Origin of the sequence: Ruegeria sp. THAF33, assembly GCF_009363615.1 — a bacterium.
In the GTDB taxonomy this organism is placed as follows: Bacteria; Pseudomonadota; Alphaproteobacteria; order Rhodobacterales; family Rhodobacteraceae; genus Ruegeria.
Genome location: NZ_CP045385.1, coordinates 360,164 through 380,061, shown reverse-complemented (window position 1 = coordinate 380,061; position 19,898 = coordinate 360,164). Strand labels below are relative to the sequence as shown.

Genomic DNA, 19,898 nt, shown 5'->3' with positions numbered 1-19,898 from the left:
CCAGAGGGGGTCACGGCATGATGGACACGGACATTCTCGACCTGCTTGAAGATATCAGGCGGACCTCGGTCGCACGGCTGTCTCCGACCGTGAGGATCGCAGGAGAAACAGCGGCCGCGCGCCGTTCTGCGGTATTGCGGGCAATCCGTGGCACAGTATTGCCGCGCCGGTTGGAATTCACCGCCGCAAACGGGGATTGTCTGGCAATCGAGGTGAACAGCTCCCGGATCACCGATGTCTTCAAGGTACCGTCAGGTGAGGTTCCGGACTTTGAAACGGAATCACGCGCCGAACTGATCGAGAAGCTGGCTGGATTGGTGTCGGAGATCTCGGCCTCGCCTGCCCCGCTTGAGTTGACGTCGGGCAGACCGGACACAGCGCTTGAAGTGGATGAGGTAGGTATCACCTTCAGCGAAATCGAGAAAGCCTGCGCCGCCATCGAACTTCCGTCCGAGCCAATTGTTTCCGTCGTCCCGAGTGCTGAGAAACCTGTTGATGACTCTCTGCCCGCCGAGGCAACACCCGATGCAGCGGAAACACTTGCCCAACGTTTTTTTGAAGCGTCGAGCCGCTTCGCCTCGGGTCGTGTGTTCGTGGACAGTTCGGACGAAGCCGCACCTCTTTTGGAAGGTGTTTGCAAGCCATCTGAGCCGATGCATCCCGACCAGGACACGCTGGCCCGTTTTGTGGCTGATCTTGCCAACTGGGATGGCGACTCTCAGCATGAGAGTGAAGACCCGCAGTTGATTGTCATGCGGCCATCGGGCGGGAAAGGGGCCGGTCTGGCCGTTTTGAGTGACGGTGGTCAGATCGCGGTCGCCATCCACGAAGCCCGCAAACTGGGGGCGGTCGTCAACCTGTGGACCTCTTTGCAGGAGGCCGAAAAATGATTGCCTCCGTTGAATTCAAATTTTCGACTACTTCAATCTGTTTTTTATTGTAACCAGGGTAATGAGTAATGAGTGAAACACATCGCCGCGAACTTATTCGCATAGCAGAAGAAATGAACGGGGCAACCAATGATGAAACGCGCCAGTTCATTTCGCGCATCATTGGTGATCTTAGCAATCTGAAACCGTCAATTGCGTTTGTCGGGCAAATCAAGGCTGGAAAATCGCGTCTGATCAACGGCTTCACCGGTCAGGCCGAGTATTTGCCTTCGGATGTAAACCCCTGGACAACTGTTATCACCGATATGCATTTCGGGCACCCGTCCGGCAGGACCCAAGGTGCCGAATTCCATTTCTTCGACAATTACCAATGGCAATCGCTGATCGCCGAAGGTGAAGAACTGCGCAACATGTTTCCCGATGACGAGGACAGCTATAAGCGCGAGATGATCGAAGAACAGGTCGAGGCCATGAAGGTCCGGGCGCGTCGACGTCTGGGTGACAGCTATGAACAACTGCTGGGGCAACAGCACGATCTGGACGAACTGACGTCGGATGACCTCGCCAGATATGTCTGTGCCGGGGATGATCCGTCCGAAGACGGGGCTTTGGATCCGGGCAGTGATCGCGGGCTTTACAGCGACATCACCCGCAAGGCCGAGGTCTATTTTGACCTGGGCCATTTTCCGTTTCCGCTGACGGTCACCGACACGCCCGGCGTGAATGACCCCCTGCTGATCCGCGAAGAAATTTCACGACAGTATCTGAAGGAATCCGATTTCTTTGTGGTGGTTCTGTCCGCGCATCAGGCATTGTCGCGCGCGGATCTGAAATTGTTCCGGTTGATGCAAGCGCTGGAACTTGGGCAGATCGTCGTCTTCATCAACCGTGTGGACGAATTGGGCGGCGGCGCCGAAGACGCGGCCAAGGTTCGTCTGGATGTACTGGACGGGTTGGAAAAGGCGCTCGGCAACTCGAACATTGATGTCCTGATGGGCAGTGCGCAATGGGCGCATTATGCTCTGACCGGTGATGAAACCGGAGTGAACCACGACCACGTTCTGGCATGGCTGCGCGCCCACCCGGAACAGATGCAGCAATATCTCAACGGTGTGGCCGAGATCAAACAAGGCCCAGGACCGATCAGCCGCGAAGCGGTTCTGCGCTTTGCCGCAATGATCGCGTCGGGCCTGCCCGATCTGCGTCGTCATGTCACTCAGGCTTTGACGGACGGACCGATCAACGAACAGTTGCGGATGGCCTGGCAACATCTCGACAGCTTCGCACGCGGGGAGCTTGAGCGCTCTCAGGTTCGTTTGCGGGCGCTGCAAGATGAAGACGGCTCGGATGTTCGAAACGCCGATGAAAGCGACAAGACACTTGGCGACCTGCGCAAACTGATTGCTGAAAAAACGCAGGAGATCACGCGTGACATGGATGATGTCCTGTCGAATCTGCGCGGGGTCATGGATGACACTGTCTCGGAATCGGTGGCTATCGTTGTGCGCGGGCCGGACGGCCAGTCGCCTTTGCTGGCAAAAGGCGGAGAGACCGAGCTCAATTTTACGCCATTGCGCGAGCGTATGCGTGAACTGGTACAGGGGGCGTCGCAAGTTGTTCGGCAGCGCATGCTCAGCGAGCTTTACGCGATCGACATGCATTGCAATGCCGCCTTGCGGGCATTGCCGGGATGGCAAGAACCGGTCGACAATCGCATGAACACCAGTGCTGTGCGTTGGTTCCGGCCGGACACCACCGCCCTGACCCGTGGCATTACCGTTGAATTGCGTGTAAACTGGTTGTCGCGTCTGATCTCGCGAAATAGCGTTGTGGCGCGTGCAGAACGGCTGATCGTGCAGGAATTCGAACTGATCGGGGATGACCTGATCGACACGACCCGCGACGATCTGTTGGAACGGCTGAATACGGTTCTGGACCACTATATGGCCCTTCTGGCCGGTCATCTTGAACACCGGTCCAACTCAGGAGAACTGAACGCCCAAGCGGAAGCGCAAGGTGCATTCGACAAAGCGCGTCGCATTTCAGCCGAGTTGGAGACGGTTTTTGGAACACCCGATGCGGATGAAAGACAAGCAGAGGCTGCGGAATGATTGAATTTCCCGGAACTGAAAAGGAAGTACGCCAACTGGAGCGCTTCCTGACCGCAACTGAAAACCTGACGCCTGACGAGGCGTTGGAGGATATGCGTGCGCGGGCTCTGTCCCACGCTGAACGTCTGTCAAACGCGGTCAATATCGGTTTCGCCGGGGAATTCGGCGCAGGCAAGTCAAGTCTGGCGAACATGCTGGCTGGCGCGGACATTCTGCCAACTGGCCCGCAGCATCTGAAATTGCCGCTGGTGATCGTCGCCTACGCGGATGCGCCCGAAACGACTGTCGGTTGGTGGAACAGGGAACCGAAGACCTATTCCGGCATAGTGCTGGAAAAAGCGGCCGAGGAGGAGCCCGATTTCATATCGGTCGGCATCAATACTCCGGCCCTCAAGGAAATATCACTGTTTGATCTTCCGGGCTCGGGTGCTCTGGATGATACCTACAAGCCGACTTTGGATCTGCTGAAATTCGTTGATTGTGCCATCTGGTGCACAAATGGAACCAATGCCTGGCGCGAGACCGAGCGCCACTTGTGGTCTCAGGTACCCCCCGAACTGAGGGCCAACAGCCTGCTTGCCGTAACACATGCCGATCTGCCACCTGTGCAGGGTGCCCTGGACCGCGTCCTTGCGCGTCTGAACAAGGAAAAAGAAGGAATGTTCCGCGCCGTTGTCCCAATTGGTACGCCGGTCGCCGTGCGTGCCATGGCGCAAGAGCCCGAGCCCGACTTTGCGCTTTGGGAAACCTGCGGCGGGCAGAACCTTGCGGAACACGTGCTGGAAGCGGCATCCGACCGGCGCCGTGGCGATCTCGAGGCTGCGCGGAAAGATTTGCAACAGGACTTCCTGCCCTATCTTGAGGCGCTGAAGGGCGCAGAGCCAGAGCCTGTTTCGAATGACACCACATCGATGCAGTCAACGCTTGGGTCTGCCCTGCCCCCGTTGAACAATCCCATTCTCGAGGACTGGCTGGCCGCAATAGCAAGCATCTATGAAGATCTACGTGAAACCTCTGACATCGAACCGGCCGCGTTTCTGAACAGCTGTCAGGAGATCGTCGAAGATTTTGCGGAGCGGCTGGAACAAGGTGGCGAAATCGACCCCAAAGCTGATTGGATTCCCGCAGAATTTGAAAAGGCGACAGATTTGCTTTTGTTGCTGCAATTCGAAAGCGGGGACGCACCATTGAAGGACGCAATCAGCATTCTGGCGCAGCTGGGCGACAACCTTGCCTGGGCTGGAAGCACGGTCGCAGCGGCGCAACCGAAAACCGGAACCTGACGCTTTCCCGTCAAGATTGAGCTGCATTGCAGCGATTCGAAGGGCCGAGGAATCGGCCCTTTATTGTTTCGAATTCGTGGACCAACACGCTTGATTTCGGGTTTAAGTTTTCAATCAGCCCATATTCATTGTCTATATATTGCCTCATAGGCACCGCTAGGCACAACATAAGCCATCATGCGAAAAACGATCCATAGTGAAGCCATCAGGCGGCCCCAATAAAGTCAAATTTGAAACGTCTAACCGTTCTCAAGTGTCCTGCGGTTGTTTTTGGTTGTGAGTTCGTGGGCTGTCGGCCCGGTTTTTCTAAGCCGCAAAATGAATAGAACGGGCGGATTGAAATGAGCCACAACCAGGCTGTCGGCGCGACGCACGACGAACCGAAAATTGAAGGATTGCAGCCAGGCGCAAAGCTGTTGCGCGGGCAGTATGAAATCCTCCGCTATCTCAGCAACGGCGGATTTGGGATCACTTACCTGGCGCGCGACAGCCTGGAGCGCGACGTCGTGATCAAAGAGTGTTTCCCCGGAGCGCTGTGCCGCCGCAACGGTGATCTGGTCGAACCAAACGATCCATCCTTCAAGGACGACCTGCGCTCGATCATTGACCTCTTTATTCAGGAGGCGCGCAATCATGCGCGTCTGGTACATCCCAATATCGTAGATGTGCATCAGGTGTTCGAAGACAATGACACCGCATATATCGCAATGGACCTCATCCGTGGGTGCGACCTGCTGGATTACGTGGAAAACCCGGAAAATGACGGCGGCCCTGATTTCATCGTTCAGGTCACCGAAAAAATGCTGTCCGCGGTGTCTTTCATTCACCAGAGCGGCATGTTGCATCGGGACATTTCGCCGGACAACATTCTGATTGATGAAAACGGAGACCCCGTCCTGATCGATTTTGGCGCCGCACGTGAGCAAGCGGCGAACAAATCGGCAGCATTGCTGACCCTGCGCGTGATCAAGGATGGATACTCTCCGCACGAATTCTATGTCCGGGGCGCGGATCAAGGGCCCAGCAGCGACCTATATGTTCTGGCTGCCACGCTTTATCACGCGATCAGCGGTGAACGCCCCATCGACGGCCAGAGCCGCCTGAACGCGTTCAACAACGGGCAGGATGACCCCTACACGCCATTGACCGGTCGTTTCGAAGGATACCCAGACGGGTTCCTTGAGGCGATTGACAAGGCGATGGAAGTTCACGCCACGGATCGTCTTCAATCTGCATTGGATTGGTTGCGCATGTTCCGCGGCCCCGGTGTCATGTTCGACACATTCGCCTATCGGCCCGTGTCCGTGATTGTGGGCATGGATCGCAAAGACAAAGAGGAAGAAAAGGCCCGGATCAAGGCCGAAAGCGAGAACGCCGAAGCCGTAGTTACGGCCCTGCTGGCCGGAAACTCGGACATCGTTCTTGGCAACGAAGACAAAAAAGATGTCGATCTTACCAAAATCTCTAAGAAAGAGGAAACCCCGGTCGCTGTCGATACAGTGGTTCAGAGCGGGTCCGGCGGCAGCGGCAAGCTGATTGCAGGCGCGGCTGTTGTTGCAGTTGCTTTGGCCACGGGTGGTTTCTTTGTGATGTCCGGCGACAAGGCGGAAGACCAGGCAGAAACACCTGTCGCGCAGCCCACGGCAGACATACAATCCGCTGAGACAGAGGCGCCCGTTACAGAGCCTTCTGTCACAGAGGCCACCGATCCCGAACCCGAAGTGGCCATTGCACCCGAACCCAAACCGGAAGAGCCTGTCGAGCAGGCACAATCAGTACCTGCGGAGCCAGCTGCCACAGAAACAGCCTCCGCAGACACTGAACGTTCCGAAGTTCCGGCACAGTCGGAAGAAGCGACTGATATTGCAGCAGTGTCTGAGATCGAGACACCTGCGACTGATGCAATTGCCAACGCCGGAGTTCCGGCGGAACAGCAGGTGGCGTTTGCGCATTGGGATGTCGATATCCCCTTCCAGACATCCCGCCGCCGCGGCTCGACCGGAGCCACCATTGCAGTTACGGGGGTGGACGCCAATCAGGACATGAGCGTGATCGGCGATTGGGTACAGCGTGGCGCTGTCATCTATACCCTGAATGGCAGCCCAGTCCGTCAGGATGTTCCTTTTGCGGCGCAGGTTCTGGATAACCTGAAGGTTGACGCCGATGGGTACACAAGGGTTGCTGCCCGCTATCGCCCGCTGGGTCAGACCCGGGCGCAAAATGGTCTGTTGGCCCTTCCCGCCATACGATCCGTTGGATTGGAAAATGGTTACACCTTTACCGTTAGCGCCGAAGGCAATAGCGGATGGCAAACCACGGTGAACGCAGTTCCGGCTGACGCGGCAGGAAGCCTGCAAAAAGACGATGTCCTGCTGAATGAAAGCCATTCCGGCATCACATTTGACGGCTCGGAAAGCCTTGATGAGATGCTGGCCGCACTCGTTTCAAGCGAGCAGCCCGAGGCAAATCTGACAGTGTTGCGCAATGGGGCCGAGACGGCCGCAATCATGCAGCTTGCACAGGAGTAATCTGACCGGTTCAAAAGTGATCTGCCAGTGTGTGTTTGCTGAGGGTGGTATCAAGTTTTGCCACCCTGGCGGGAACCGGCCCGCCGCAGAATGTACCAGTTCCCATGGGTATCCATTGAGTGGCTCTGCGCTGACGTGCAGGGAACAGTAGCAGCTTACGACGCGGCTTATCTGCGTCACTAACTTGAAGGTGTCGACACCATGTTCAAATACAAAAGCCCTCTGAGCCGGCTTCTCGAAGGTGCCGGCAAATCCAAAGAAGAAGACGTTGCCGAGAAACCGGCCGCAGTAGACGGCGCCGTAAGCGAAGAAGCAAAGCAGGAACCCATTGCGGATTTCAACGCTTTGCGCGCCGCCCTGGCTGGTGGAAACATGACATCCGAATCCTATGAGGAAACGGATGAACTGATCCCCGAAGAAAAGATGCCCGAGTTCGACGAGGCCGAGCCGGAGGCAGTGACCGACCCCGAGGAGTCGATCTTCGCCGAAGACAGTTCGGAAGAAGAAGACAACTTGGAAGAGGACGACGCTCCGAAAAACGTTCTGGTGGAAGAGCATGTCGAAGAACTGGTTGAGGTCGAGCAGGTTGTCACCCTGCATGTGACGGAAACACCCGCCGAGACTTCGCCAGAGGAAGCAACGGCCGAGGTCGTGTCCGAACCTACCGAACCGGAAGTCGTCGAGGTTGAGGTCGCGGAAGCTCCGGCCCCAGAAGCGAAGCAGGTCGAAAAGACCGCTGAGCCGGTGATTGAGCAGGTTGCACCAGCCCCCGCCCCGGTCGAGGATCGCCGTTCACGGGTCAAGACGACATTTCTGGGATTTGAGCGCGCCGATACACATGTTCAGGACCTGATCGAATCCTCCGAACCCGTAGCGAAAGCAGAAGCGGCGCAAGAGACATTCCCGGTGGGCTGGCTGGTCGTAACAGCCGGTCCGGGACGGGGTTCAAGCATTACTCTGACCGAAGGCCTAATGCAAATCGGACGCAACGATGACCAGGCCATTCAGTTGGATTTTGGCGATACCGGCATTTCGCGCTCGAACCATGCAGTCATCGCCTATGATCCCGAAGACCGGAAGTGTTACTTGGGCCATGGCGGCAAGGCCAATCTTGTACGTCTGAACGGCAAACCTGTTCTCAGCACCGTGGCCCTGTCCAGCGGAGACCTGATCCGCATCAGCGAAACCTCGATCCGGTTCATGGCCTTCTGTGACGACGGTTTTGATTGGCGGGATTCCTGATTAATGCTGGCAACTCCGGCATATGATGTTGCGCTGATCCTGAACCAAGGTCAGCGGGAAACGCAGGAAGACGCGATTGCGGCCCGCATGTTTGACGCGTCGGACGCGGGCTATGTTGTGATTGCGGACGGTATGGGTGGCCATGAGGCGGGTGAAATAGCTTCGGAAATGGTAGTGGCCGCTTGGCGCGACGCGCTGGACGCAGAACTTGAGGCAGAAACCCTGAACGAAGGATCCGCGATAGATGCGCTTCCTTTGGCCGCCATGCAAGCCAATGCCGCGATCGCCAACTACACCGAGGCCCGGGGCCAGGGGTTCAACATGGGATCGACCATGTTGGGTGTCCTTCTTCTGGGGCGGCGTGTGTTCTGGATTTCGATCGGCGACAGCCCTCTTTACCTGTTTCGAGATGGAGCGTTGACGCAGGTCAACGAAGATCACTCGATGGCACCCGTGATTGCGTCGAAAGTGGCTTCTGGCGAGATCACCGAAGCGGTGGCCCGGGAAATGGACAGCAATCAATTGACGTCCGTGGTTACGGGCGGGGCCATTCCCAAAGTGGATTGCCCGGAAGATCCATTGATCGTGTCGCCCGCCGATGTCCTGATCCTTGGAAGTGATGGGTTGCAGTACATCAGCGACACCGAAATTCAGGCCATTCTGCGGGATCATCAACAGGGTCTGGCACAAGACATTGCCGAAGCATTGCTGAGGGCCGTGCAGGCCAAGGGCGACCCGGATCAGGACAACCTTTCTATCGCAGTGGCGAAACTTACAAGAACCTAAACAGGCAAAGCAACAGGACCCATGAAAAAGCACTTACTCATATCAAGCCTTGCCCTTGCTGCCGCCACGGGCGCGGCATCTGCGCAAGAGGCGTGTTCAAGTTATGAAATTCAACGCGGCGATAGCTTACGGGAATTGGCAATCGAAGTGTATGCGACGGAAGACTTTCGCATCATTTTCGACGCGAACCGGGATGTTATCGGTTCCAACCCCAATATTATCCGCGTCGGCGACGTTCTGGAACTGCCATGTCTGGAAGATGTCGGGCGCGCTCCGGTGCTGGCTGATACCGAGGCAGAGCGGCTGGCTGCGGAAATGGCGGCTGAGCTGGTAAAAGCCGCAGAAGAACGCGCTGAAAAAGCTGTGGCCGAAGCAGAAGCACGTGTTGCCGCAGCGGAAGCCGAGGCAAAGAAAGCGAGTGAAGACGCGGTCGTTGCAGCACGGGCTGCTGCCAAGGAAGAAATCGAAGCCGCCCGCGCCGAAGCTGCTGCTTTGATCCGCAATGCCGGAACGGGTGAACGGCCCGAAATCCGGGATCGTCAATTGCTGTTGATCACCGGTGGGAACTACGCTCCGTTCACCGATGAATCTCTGCCCAATCGGGGGCTCTATACCCATCTGGTTGAGACAGCGATGTTTCGTGCCGCTCCCGAACAGGCCTACAAGATTCAGTTCGTCAATGACTGGTCATCCCATCTGGACCTGTTGATGCCGACGCTTGCATTTGACGCCACCTTCCCCTGGTCGCGCCCCAATTGCGAAGAGGCCGTTGCGCTGTCGGAAGATGATCGCAACCGGTGCGAGACCTACAATTTCTCAAACCCGTTCTACGAGGTTGTGGATACGTTCTTCGCCCGGGAAGGTTCCGGCTATGAAGAGACATTGACCTATGCCGACTTTGCCGGTGCAACGATCTGCCGGCCGGAAGGTTGGTCTTTGTCTCACATGGACGCGGTAAGCCTGTACGAACCGGTCATCAAACTTCTGCGCCCAACGTCACCGGATGATTGCTTTCACGCTCTGATGGAAGGCACCGCAGATATCGTTGCCATCGAAGCACATCTGGCAGCCGAGGCAATAGATCGGCTTGGGTACAAGCACCGGATTATCGAAAACCCCAACCTTGCGGCCATCAAGTCGCTTAACGTCATGACCCACAAAGATAATCCTGATGGGGAAGCGATCCTTGAGACGCTGAATCAGGGTCTGGCAATCATGCAGCAATCGGGCGAATGGCGCGACATCGTGTCAACCGCCCTGCGTCATCAAATGGAAAATGGATAAGGCCCCGATCTGGCCTGACAAACTAAAGTCTGGAGGAAGTGGACATGTTTAACGAGAAGATAAAGAAGGTAGCGCTTTCAGCAACCGCGATCACTGCTCTGAGTGCGGGCGCCGCTGCGGCGCAGGAAGCTTGTACCAACTATACCGTCCAAGACGGTGACACCATGGCGACCATTGCAATCGCAGCTTATGGCACGTCGAACTATCAGCCGATCTTCAACGCGAACCGGAACGAAATCACCAACCCCAACGCTCTGGAGCCAGGTCTGGTTCTGGCCCTTCCCTGTGAAGACGGCAGCCTGCCCAATGGTCAGAGCGCGCAGGAAATCATCGCAGCTGAAGAACAACGTGCAGCCAGCGTAAAACGTTCGAGCGTCTACCAGCCGCCGATCAAGCTGGTGACCGGCAATGGCTGGGCACCTTTCGCAGATGAATCGCTGAACGGTGGCGGAGCAATCACCCGTCTGGGCACCACGGCTTTGCAGCGCGGCGGCAACGCGCGCGACTATTCCGTAAGCTTCGTGGATGACTGGAACTCGCACCTGGAAACTCTTCTGCCTCTTGGCGCCTTTGACGTGTCTATGGCGTGGAACATGCCAGATTGCACCAACCGCACTTACGAATGGTCCTGGGAAACCGAGGTGCGCTGCACACAGTTCGATTCATCTGTTCCGGTCTATGACATTGTCGTCGGGTTCTACACCATTCCGGAAAGCCAGTATGCGAATGCGACAACCTTTGAAGAACTGAAGGGCGCCACCATCTGCCGTATGGATGGCTGGTTCATCCATGATCTGGAACAGGAAGGTCTGCACAATGGTGAAACCATTACGCTGATGCAGCCGATCACCGCACGTGAATGCCTGGACGCGGTCCTTACCGGCACCGCAGATGTTGCAACTTTTGAAGTTCAGCTGTTCTCGGACACAATGGTTGAAATGGGACTGAACCAGAACGACCTGGTTGAGAACCCGTACGTGACCTCGCTGTCCTCGCTGCGCTTTATCAGCCACCGCAGCAATCCGTTCGGCAAGCAATACCTGGCGATGTTGAACAAAGGCCTGAACGAGATGCGCGAAACCGGGGAATGGTATGCGATCGTCTCCGACACGCTGCGCGAGCACAACGAAAAACTGATGGCAGCTTCGAACTGATCCCTCGGTTCAGCTGAAACTTTGGGGCCGGTTCTTCAATCGGCCCCTTTTTTGTCAGCGTCAAACACGAGGTTTTTCACAATGACAAATTTTGGCCTCTTATCTGCTTCATAACAGCCTCAAATGCGCAGCACCTTCTAACCCCAAGCACGATCATCATTCAATTGATGCCAATGAAAGAGCGTGATTTGCATATGATACAGGGCGCCTTCGATATTCAGAATAGCTCACCGTCGTCCACGACCAGATCGGATTTGGACGTTGCAGTGATCTTGCCCTGCTACAACGAGGCCGTTGCCATAGGTGAAACCGTTCGGCAATTCCGCGCAGCCCTGCCCGACGCAACGATTTACGTATATGACAACAATTCCACCGACGACTCCGTCAAGGTCGCGCTTGAGGCAGGCGCCCTAGTCTATTCCGAAACATACCAGGGCAAAGGCAACGTGGTCCGTCGAATGTTTGCCGACGTTGATGCGGATGTCTACGTTATGGCTGACGGGGATGCGACCTATGACAGCGCGGCGGCGCCGGAATTGATCGACCTGCTCGTTTCGCAGAATCTGGATATGGTCAACGGCGCCCGGGTGAATGAAGAAACCGAAGCCTATCGGCGGGGCCACAAATTTGGCAACGCGTTGTTCAGTTGGCTTGTGAAATTCTTCTTCAACAGCAAAATCAACGACCTGCTTTCGGGTTACCGCGTTTTCAGCAGACGCTTTGTCAAAAGCTTCCCCGCAGTATCAAACGGGTTCGAGATTGAAACAGAGCTGACAGTTCATGCGATGCAGATGCGCATGCCAATCGGTGAGGTTCAAACAAGATATTCGTCACGCCTGCCGGATTCGAACTCCAAGCTGGCAACGTTTTCCGACGGATGGCGGATTCTCAAAATGATCGGCTTGTTGATCAAGGATGAAAAGCCCGTTGCGTTTTTCCTGTCATTGGCCGTGTTGATGTTTTTGCCTTCGCTCGTTGTGTTTGTATCCGTATTCCGGGAATTTTTGGAAACAGGACTTGTCGATAGAATTCCGTCTGTCGTCGTCGCAGTATCCGGTTTTGTTGCGACAATGTTGTCCATCGTCTGCGCTTTGATTCTGGAATCTCTGGCTCTTGCCCGTAGGGAAGCACGTCGTCTGTCATATTTGCAGCACAAAGGTGTAGCTGCGTCAGGCGTTGACCAAATCAAGCCATCGCTTGTCGAGGCTCAAACCCGTCGATTTGGCTGATCAGAACCACCCCCCCCCAGTTCAATGCTAGGCAAATGAACGGCCTGTTCGCGCGTAAGCGTCTGAACACGCTGGTTGTTCAAGGATTTGGTGAACCAGATACGCAAATGGCCAGCACCCCAAATGCTGGCCATTTTTCTGAGTGAGTGATATAGCCCTAAGGCCTCACCAGTGAAATTCTTTGTCCCCAAATACCTAACGCGGACTGAAAACCGGCGCTATTGGGGGAATCCCGTAAATCTTAAATTTTTTCCAAAAATCAGGATCTTTCGATCCTTGCTGACCGCCCTGTTCGCAGTTTCAGGAAAGCGATCGAAACTTGCGCCTGCGTCCGGACGGCCACGCGCTGAAATCCAAACTGATGCCCAGGTGTTTACCGGGAACACATTGCGCAAGTCGTTCATAGAACCTGACAAGGTTGGTTTTAACGGCGTGGCCACAGCAAGCTACAGATCGTCAGGCGCAAGCTTCGGCGCGGGTCTTTTGGCAATCCCGCGTTCCATGAAAAGGACCGCGCAAAGGCGGTCCCTTCGTGTTTTGATGTCGGACGAAACTCGCCCGCCTGTTCGACGGCGATCAGCCGATGATTGCGTTCAGCGTAGCGCTGGGGCGCATCACAGCGGCGGTTTTGGCCGGGTCAGTGTGATAGTATCCGCCCAAATCCACCGACGGTCCTTGGACTGCGGCCAGCTCCGACAAGATCTGCTCTTCTTTGTCTGCCAGCTCTTTTGCAAGTGGTGCCATTTCAGCTGCCAGATCGGCATCGTCAGATTGGGCTGCCAAGGCTTCGGCCCAGTAGCGCGCGAACCAGTAGTGGCTGTCGCGGTTGTCCGGTTCGCCGACTTTTCGACTTGGCGACCGGTTGTTGTCCAGAATGCCCTGAGTTGCGGCCTCTGCCGCAGCGCCAAGAACACCTGCCTTCGCGTTTCCTTTGACGTCGGCCAGGAAGTTCAGGGATTCCCCAAGCGCGCAGAATTCGCCCATCGAATCCCAGCGCAGGTGATTTTCCTCGACCAGTTGCTGCACGTGTTTCGGTGCCGAGCCCCCTGCCCCGGTTTCGAACAGGCCGCCGCCATTCATAAGCTTGACGATCGACAGCATCTTGGCCGAGGTTCCCAGTTCGAGGATCGGGAACAGGTCGGTCAGATAGTCACGCAGCACGTTGCCGGTGATGGCGATGCTGTCCTTTCCGGCGGTGATGGTTTCCAGCGTCTGGCGGGTTGCCTCGCGCGGGGCCATGATCTGGAACTTGTCAGCCACGCCCGCAGCCTTGAGCGCCGGTTCCACGTATTTGATCAGCTCGGCGTCATGGGCGCGGTTCGCATCCAGCCAGAAGATCGCCTCGGATCCGGTCAGGCGCTGACGGTCCATCGCCAGTTGGATCCAGTTCTCGATCGGCGCCTTCTTGACGGTGCAGGCCCGCCAGATGTCACCCTTTTCGACCTCGTGCGAATGCAGGGTCTCGCCATTGGCAAGAACGATGCGCATTGTGCCGTCTGCGGGCGCCTCGAAGGTAGTCGGGTGGCTGCCGTACTCCTCGGCCTTCTGCGCCATAAGGCCAACGTTTGCGACCGCACCGGCAGTGGAGGGATTCAATGCACCGTTGGCTTTGAAGAACTTGATGCTTTCATCATAAACAGTTGCGTAGCACCGGTCGGGGATGACGCAATTTGTATCACCCTTGGCACCGGTCTCATCCCAACCCTTGCCGCCCGCGCGGATCACCGCTGGCATCGATGCATCAATGATCACGTCGGAAGGTACATGCAGGTTGGTAATGCCCTTGTCGCTATCCACCATATACATGGATGGACGATCAGCCTTGATCGCGTTTATTGCAGCGACGATCTCGGCATTGTTTTGTACCCGCTCAAGCAAGTCGCCAAGACCCGAGTTCGGATTCACACCCAGCGCATCCAGTTCCGCACCGTATTTTTCGAAAACCGGCGCCAACCACGCCTTGACCGCATAGCCAAAGATGATCGGGTCCGAGACCTTCATCATCGTGGCTTTCAGGTGCAACGAGAACATTGTGCCGTCTTTCTTGGTGTCCTCGATGGCCTCTGCAAGAAAGGATGACAGTGCTTTGACCGACATGAAGGTCGCATCCGCCACGGTGCCTTCTTCCAGCGTCCACGCGTCCTTCAGGACAGTCGCACTGCCGTCTTTGCCGACAAACTCGATCCTTGCATCGCCTACCTGGGCAGCGGTGATGGTGGCCGATTTCTCATTGGCGTAAAAATCGTTGCCCGACATGGACGAGACTTTGGTTTTGCTGTCCGAGGTCCATTCGCCCATGGAATGCGGGTTGTTGCGGGCATAGTTTTTGACAGCCCGCGCCGCACGGCGGTCACTGTTACCTTCACGCAGAACCGGGTTCACGGCCGAGCCTTTGATGGCATCATAACGCGCACGGATCGCCTTTTCTTCGTCGGTCGAAGGTTCTTCGGGATAGGCCGGGATATTATAGCCTTGCGACTGCAACTCTTCGATGGCGGCAACCAGTTGCGGAACCGATGCCGAGATGTTCGGCAGCTTGATCACATTGGCGTCCGGGGTCTTTACCAGCTCACCCAATGCCGCCAGATCGTCCGAGACACGCTGCTCATCCGTCAGGTTCTCGGGGAAGGCTGCCAGAATGCGCCCGGCCAGTGAAATGTCCTTGGTGCCCACGCTGACGCCAGCAGCCGAAGCGAACTTGCGAATGATGGGCAGGAACGAGGCGCTGGCCAGTTCGGGCGCTTCGTCTACAATGGTATACAATATGTCGAAGTTCGATTTATCTGCCATATTCTTTTACCTTTTTAAGCCTTTCGGGGCGTGCGATCCAAGAGTTGAAGCCACTTCAGCGTGGCGCGGGAGGGGCGCGATCACGATACCGCCCCTGGGTGACTCTGTTTTGACAGGGCCTCCCTTAAATCACGTTGCGCTGGGAATCAATGATCTGTGCCCGCGCGTTTTGCCACGGGCTGGGCGTGGATGGCTTTTGATGTCATCAGCTCAACGTTTCACCCACCTGTCTCTGGCGTTTCCCTTCAGGTCACGCCAAGTGTTTTCCATGAAACTGTACGGCTTGTCCCACGAAGTTTTTCGGGTTGCGGCCAAGGATTACCGAAATCTCTGCCCTGTCTCGGGATCAAATACCATGGCACGGTCAGGTTGAATGGATATGCCAATCCGGTCGCCGGTTTTGCTGCGCTGGTCATCTCGCTCTTCGACGATCAGTTTGTCGCCATTTGGCGTCAGCAAATACGAGTAGGATACACCCCCAAGCGCTTCAGTCAGGTCCACAGTGCAGATGTCCGCAGACCGGTCGATGTGAATATGTTCAGGGCGCATCCCCAATGTCACCTTGTCCGTTCCGGCAGGAACAGCTGCCGAGACCGGCAATGGCTGGCCCAAAGCGGGATGGGTGACATGGCCGTCAGTATATTCGCAATCAAGGAAGTTCATCGCGGGCGAACCGATGAAACCTGCAACAAACCGGTTGTTAGGATCACGGTACAGATCCATCGGGGCGCCGACCTGTTCGATCCGGCCATCGCGCAGCACCACAATCTTGTCGGCCATCGTCATGGCTTCGACCTGATCATGGGTCACATAGATCATGGTTGCACCGATTTCCTGATGCAGACGCGCGATTTCGACGCGCATCTCGACACGCAATTCAGCATCCAGGTTGGATAGGGGTTCGTCGAACAGAAAAACCTCGGGCCCGCGTACAATCGCCCGCCCGATCGCGACCCTTTGCCGTTGCCCCCCGGACAGGGCCTTGGGTTTGCGCTTGAGATAAGGATCTAGCTTCAGAATGCTCGAAGCCTCCTGCACCTTCTGGTCGATCTCGGCTTTTGGGACACCGTTCATGCGCAGGCCAAATCCCATGTTTTCCGCCACTGACATGTGCGGGTAGAGCGCATAAGTCTGAAACACCATCGCCACGCCGCGCTTGGCCGGGTCCATATGTGTCACCTCGCGCGATCCGATGTGAATCTCACCTTCCGAGGTTTCTTCCAGCCCTGCGATCATCCGCAACAACGTGGATTTTCCGCACCCTGAAGGCCCTACAAAAACGCAGAACTCTCCATCTTCGATTTGCAGATCGATCCCATGAATGACCTGTGTCTGACCATACCGTTTGATTGCCCGATTCAGAGTTACACCTGTCATGTCATCAGCATCCTGTCGTTTTTGGAACTTTGGCCTGTTTCGGGAAACCGCCAGGCTTGTGCCTCGGTTCCAATTTGTTCGGCCACACGCCGCAGGCGCGGCACCCAGGCTTCGAGTTGATCGAAATCCATTCGTTCGGTGGACCCGGTTATCGAAATCGCCCCAAGCATCCGACCGTTCGACGTCAGAACTGGGCAGGCGATGCATATGATGCCAGGCTCGTGCTCTTCATCATCGACGGCAAATCCCCGGCTGCGAATTCTGTCAAGATCAGCCCGCAACATCTTTTCGGATGTCAGAGTTTTGTCGGTGAAGCGGTGATAGCTTTGCTGCGACACCGCCTTGTTCAGCGCATCTTCGTCCAAGAAGGCCAGCATCGCCTTGCCGACCCCCGTGCAGTAGGCCGGGCCAACTTTTCCAGCCTGAGAGTACATCTCGATCGGTTGTGCGGCGTTGCGTTTGTCGACGTAAAGAACCTGACTGGAATCAAGCTGCGCCAGATGCACGGTTTCACCGGTTTCTTGGCTGAGGGCATCCAGAAAAGGCCGCGCTATCGGGGCCAATGAGCTTTGCGTCCATGCCGCATGGGCCAACCGAACCAACCGCATCCCGGGCGCATAGGTCTGCCTGTCGCGGTCATAAGACAGCATTCCCTGGTTGGTCAGGGATTGCAGAAATCGGTACAGGGTCGCCTTTGGAAAATCGCTGTTTTCCAAAAGTTCAGCGAATCGAACTGGGCGCTCGAACGACGCTACATGATCCAGCACATCACATGCTTTGCCTATAGTTCCGTCACCTGACACGGGCCATCATTCTCCTCCGATTATCCCTCGCCATCCTCACGAGGGTCTTGACAACAGTAACCGAGTCGATGTGTAGTTTTCAATATATAAAACAAGGTTTCATTATTTGGAACTTTGCAGGAGACCAACAGGGAGGAAACCATGTATTCAACTTTCAAGCGCACGACGGCTGCGCTGGCGCTTGGTGTCGCGATGGCAGCGCCAGCTGCTGCGGAACTCACCGGAGATCTGCGGATTTTTCTGGACACATCGAACCCGGCGCCACGCGCGACGATGGAGGCGATGATCGAACGGTTTGGGGCACAGCATCCGGGGTTGGAAATCGAAACAACCGTCATCGACCGCGAAGCCTATAAAACACAGATCCGGAACTTCCTGACGGCCGACACCCCGGATGTGGCTACGTGGTACGCGGCCAACCGTATGAAACCATATGTCGAGGCGGGTCTGTTCGAGGATGTTTCAGATTTATGGGCCGAGCCCGAGATCGCAGACAACCTCGCTTCGACCAAAGGCGCGTTGACAATCGACGGCAAGCAATGGGGCGTGCCCTATACCTATTATCAGTGGGGTGTCTACTATCGCAAAGACATCTTTGACGAGCTAGGCCTGAGCGAGCCGACCACTTGGGAAGAAGAACTGTCCAACTGCCAGAAAATCGTCGATTCTGGACGCGCCTGCTATACTATTGGCACCAAGTTCCTTTGGACCGCCGGTGGCTGGTTTGATTATCTGAACATGCGGACCAATGGTTTCGACTTCCACCAGCAACTCGCCAACGGCGAAGTCAGCTGGGAAGATGATCGGGTAAAACAGACTTTCGCCAACTGGAAACAGTTGATCGACATGGGCGCCTTCATCGACAATCACCAGACGTATAGCTGGCAGGAAGCCCTGCCCTTCATGGTCAATGGTGAGGCAGCAGCCTATCTGATGGGCAACTTCGCAGTGGCACCGTTACGCGATGCGGGCCTGACGGATGACCAGCTGGATTTCTACCAGTTCGTCGCGATCAATCCCGATGTTGAGCTGGCCGAAGACGCCCCGACCGACACGTTCCACATCCCGGCCAATGCTTCGAACAAGGAAGCTGCTCGCGAATTCCTGCGTTTCGTGGTCTCTGCTGATGAACAGACCGAAATCAACAACGGCGCAAATCTCGGCCAATTGCCGGTCAACGCGCAATCCGCCGTGGATGACGACAAGTTCCTGCAACAGGGCTTTGAAATGCTTTCGTCCAACAGCCCCGGTGGGGTAGCCCAGTTCTGGGACCGCGACGCGCCTGCGGAAATGGCCAAAGTGTCCATGGAAGGTTTCCAGGAATTCATGGTCAAACCCGACAACTTGGACCGGATACTGGCCAAACTCGAACGCGCGCGCGAGCGTATTTACGATAACTGACCAGTCCAGGGTCGGGCCAAAGCCCGGCCCACGCTCCTTTGAATCGTAGGGCGGGTTCCGACCCGCCTTGCTCCAACAGACCCGAGTTTCCCATGACAGTTGCAGCCGACGCCTCAGAACAGGAAAGCTGGTTCCATCGCAACCAACAACGCATCGCACCCTGGCTGTTTCTGACCCCTGGGATGCTGTTCTTTTTGGTCTATGTGATTATCCCGGTATTCCAGTCCTTCAACCTGTCTCTTTACGAGTGGGACGGCCTGGGCGCTGCCGAATACGTTGGCTTTCGTAACTACGAAGACCTTTATTGGGAGTGGGTGGATCGGGATGCTTTCTACATCTCGATGAAAAACAACCTGATCTGGCTGATCCTTTACCTGGCTGCGATTCCGGCAGGTTTGTTCATCGCCCTGTTCCTGAATCAGACCGTTTGGGGCATCCGCCTGTATAAGTCCCTGTTTTTCTTTCCTTTCGTGATTTCTCAGGTCGTGGTGGGGCTCGTGTTCACCTGGTTCTACGATCCGACCTTCGGGTTGCTGAACGAATTCCTCGGCTTCTTCGGCCTCGGCCCGGTAAACGTGTTGGGCGATGAGCGTTTCGTGACCTATGGCATCATCTTCGCCGGCCTCTGGCCACAAACCGCCTATTGCATGATCCTGTACCTTACCGGCCTGAACGCTGTAGACCCGGAACAGATCGAAGCAGGACGCCTGGACGGGGCCAAGGGTTGGAAGATGCTTTGGCACATCATCATTCCACAATTGCGGCCCGCAACCTTTATCGCGTTTGTCGTGACGATCATCGGCGCATTACGGTCTTTCGACCTGATCTCAATCATGACACAAGGCGGACCTTTCGGATCCTCCCGCGTGCTGGCCTATTACATGTTCGAGGTCGCGCTGTCCGAATATGGCTTCCGCATGGGTTATGGCGCAGCCATCGCCGTGATCCTTTTCCTGATCATGTTGTGCTTCATCGCCTACTTCCTGTGGTCGATGTACCGTGAAGAGAAGGGGCGCTGAG

At 56.1% G+C, this 19,898-nt stretch carries 14 protein-coding genes; 11 read left to right on the top strand and 3 right to left on the bottom strand.

The features are described 5' to 3' along the window. Positions 1-17: 17 nt before the first annotated feature. The 9 genes from FIU92_RS18945 to FIU92_RS18905 all read left to right on the top strand — a co-directional run bounded on the left by FIU92_RS18945 (position 18) and on the right by FIU92_RS18905 (position 12,507). Positions 18-890, top strand: a complete 873-nt coding sequence (locus FIU92_RS18945) for a hypothetical protein (RefSeq protein ID WP_152460277.1) — start codon at positions 18-20, stop codon at positions 888-890. A 68-nt stretch (positions 891-958) separates the two neighbouring features. Continuing rightward, positions 959-3,001, top strand: coding sequence for a dynamin family protein (locus tag FIU92_RS18940; protein ID WP_152460276.1), 2,043 nt, complete (start codon positions 959-961; stop codon positions 2,999-3,001). After that, entirely contained in the window at positions 2,998-4,284 is a 1,287-nt protein-coding gene (locus FIU92_RS18935) for a dynamin family protein (protein ID WP_152460275.1), read from the top strand. Before FIU92_RS18940 ends, FIU92_RS18935 begins: the two co-directional genes overlap by 4 nt. A 341-nt stretch (positions 4,285-4,625) precedes the next feature. Beyond that, positions 4,626-6,812, top strand: a complete 2,187-nt coding sequence (locus tag FIU92_RS18930; RefSeq protein ID WP_152460274.1) for a serine/threonine-protein kinase — start codon at positions 4,626-4,628, stop codon at positions 6,810-6,812. 201 nt (positions 6,813-7,013) lie between these two features. Beyond that, complete coding sequence (locus tag FIU92_RS18925; protein ID WP_152460273.1) at positions 7,014-8,054, top strand: FHA domain-containing protein; 1,041 nt, start codon at positions 7,014-7,016, stop codon at positions 8,052-8,054. Between the two features lie 3 nt (positions 8,055-8,057). Continuing rightward, a complete protein-coding gene (locus FIU92_RS18920) occupies positions 8,058-8,840 on the top strand; it encodes a PP2C family serine/threonine-protein phosphatase (RefSeq protein WP_152460272.1) in 783 nt (260 codons plus the stop codon). A gap of 21 nt (positions 8,841-8,861) precedes the next feature. Beyond that, on the top strand, positions 8,862-10,124 hold the full coding sequence (locus FIU92_RS18915) for a transporter substrate-binding domain-containing protein (protein WP_152460271.1): 1,263 nt from the start codon (positions 8,862-8,864) through the stop codon (positions 10,122-10,124). Between the two features lie 44 nt (positions 10,125-10,168). Next, positions 10,169-11,278, top strand: a complete 1,110-nt coding sequence (locus tag FIU92_RS18910) for a LysM peptidoglycan-binding domain-containing protein (protein WP_152460270.1) — start codon at positions 10,169-10,171, stop codon at positions 11,276-11,278. Between the two features lie 266 nt (positions 11,279-11,544). Next, positions 11,545-12,507 (top strand): glycosyltransferase family 2 protein, encoded by a 963-nt coding sequence (locus tag FIU92_RS18905; protein ID WP_371419765.1) that lies wholly within the window; start codon positions 11,545-11,547, stop codon positions 12,505-12,507. Between the two features lie 576 nt (positions 12,508-13,083). On the opposite strand, the gene FIU92_RS18900 is transcribed toward FIU92_RS18905, so the two are convergent. The 3 genes from FIU92_RS18900 to FIU92_RS18890 form a co-directional block, all read right to left on the bottom strand. Continuing rightward, positions 13,084-15,297 (bottom strand): NADP-dependent isocitrate dehydrogenase, encoded by a 2,214-nt coding sequence (locus FIU92_RS18900; protein WP_152460269.1) that lies wholly within the window; start codon positions 15,295-15,297, stop codon positions 13,084-13,086. Between the two features lie 318 nt (positions 15,298-15,615). Next, positions 15,616-16,674: an ABC transporter ATP-binding protein gene (locus FIU92_RS18895; protein WP_152460268.1), complete on the bottom strand. Its 1,059-nt coding sequence runs from the start codon at positions 16,672-16,674 to the stop codon at positions 15,616-15,618. Further along, positions 16,671-17,477, bottom strand: coding sequence for an IclR family transcriptional regulator (locus FIU92_RS18890; protein ID WP_152460267.1), 807 nt, complete (start codon positions 17,475-17,477; stop codon positions 16,671-16,673). The genes FIU92_RS18895 and FIU92_RS18890 overlap by 4 nt, the downstream gene beginning before the upstream one ends. A 141-nt stretch (positions 17,478-17,618) precedes the next feature. On the opposite strand from FIU92_RS18890, the gene FIU92_RS18885 reads away from it, so the two are divergent. Both FIU92_RS18885 and FIU92_RS18880 read left to right on the top strand, forming a co-directional pair. Continuing rightward, a complete protein-coding gene (locus FIU92_RS18885; protein WP_152460266.1) occupies positions 17,619-18,878 on the top strand; it encodes an ABC transporter substrate-binding protein in 1,260 nt (419 codons plus the stop codon). A 92-nt stretch (positions 18,879-18,970) separates the two neighbouring features. Further along, the gene (locus FIU92_RS18880; RefSeq protein ID WP_152460265.1) at positions 18,971-19,897 is read left to right on the top strand and encodes a carbohydrate ABC transporter permease; all 927 of its coding nucleotides are present in this window, start codon (positions 18,971-18,973) and stop codon (positions 19,895-19,897) included. Position 19,898: the final 1 nt, after the last annotated feature.

Excerpts from the sequence above, each read along its gene's own strand:
- FIU92_RS18945 (WP_152460277.1), top strand. The coding sequence starts at position 18 with ATGATGGACACGGACATTCTCGACCTGCTTGAAGATATCAGGCGGACC.
- FIU92_RS18940 (WP_152460276.1), top strand. The coding sequence starts at position 959 with ATGAGTGAAACACATCGCCGCGAACTTATTCGCATAGCAGAAGAAATG.
- FIU92_RS18935 (WP_152460275.1), top strand. The coding sequence starts at position 2,998 with ATGATTGAATTTCCCGGAACTGAAAAGGAAGTACGCCAACTGGAGCGC.
- FIU92_RS18930 (WP_152460274.1), top strand. The coding sequence starts at position 4,626 with ATGAGCCACAACCAGGCTGTCGGCGCGACGCACGACGAACCGAAAATT.
- FIU92_RS18925 (WP_152460273.1), top strand. The coding sequence starts at position 7,014 with ATGTTCAAATACAAAAGCCCTCTGAGCCGGCTTCTCGAAGGTGCCGGC.
- FIU92_RS18920 (WP_152460272.1), top strand. The coding sequence starts at position 8,058 with ATGCTGGCAACTCCGGCATATGATGTTGCGCTGATCCTGAACCAAGGT.
- FIU92_RS18915 (WP_152460271.1), top strand. The coding sequence starts at position 8,862 with ATGAAAAAGCACTTACTCATATCAAGCCTTGCCCTTGCTGCCGCCACG.
- FIU92_RS18910 (WP_152460270.1), top strand. The coding sequence starts at position 10,169 with ATGTTTAACGAGAAGATAAAGAAGGTAGCGCTTTCAGCAACCGCGATC.
- FIU92_RS18900 (WP_152460269.1), bottom strand. The coding sequence starts at position 15,297 with ATGGCAGATAAATCGAACTTCGACATATTGTATACCATTGTAGACGAA.
- FIU92_RS18895 (WP_152460268.1), bottom strand. The coding sequence starts at position 16,674 with ATGACAGGTGTAACTCTGAATCGGGCAATCAAACGGTATGGTCAGACA.
- FIU92_RS18885 (WP_152460266.1), top strand. The coding sequence starts at position 17,619 with ATGTATTCAACTTTCAAGCGCACGACGGCTGCGCTGGCGCTTGGTGTC.
- FIU92_RS18880 (WP_152460265.1), top strand. The coding sequence starts at position 18,971 with ATGACAGTTGCAGCCGACGCCTCAGAACAGGAAAGCTGGTTCCATCGC.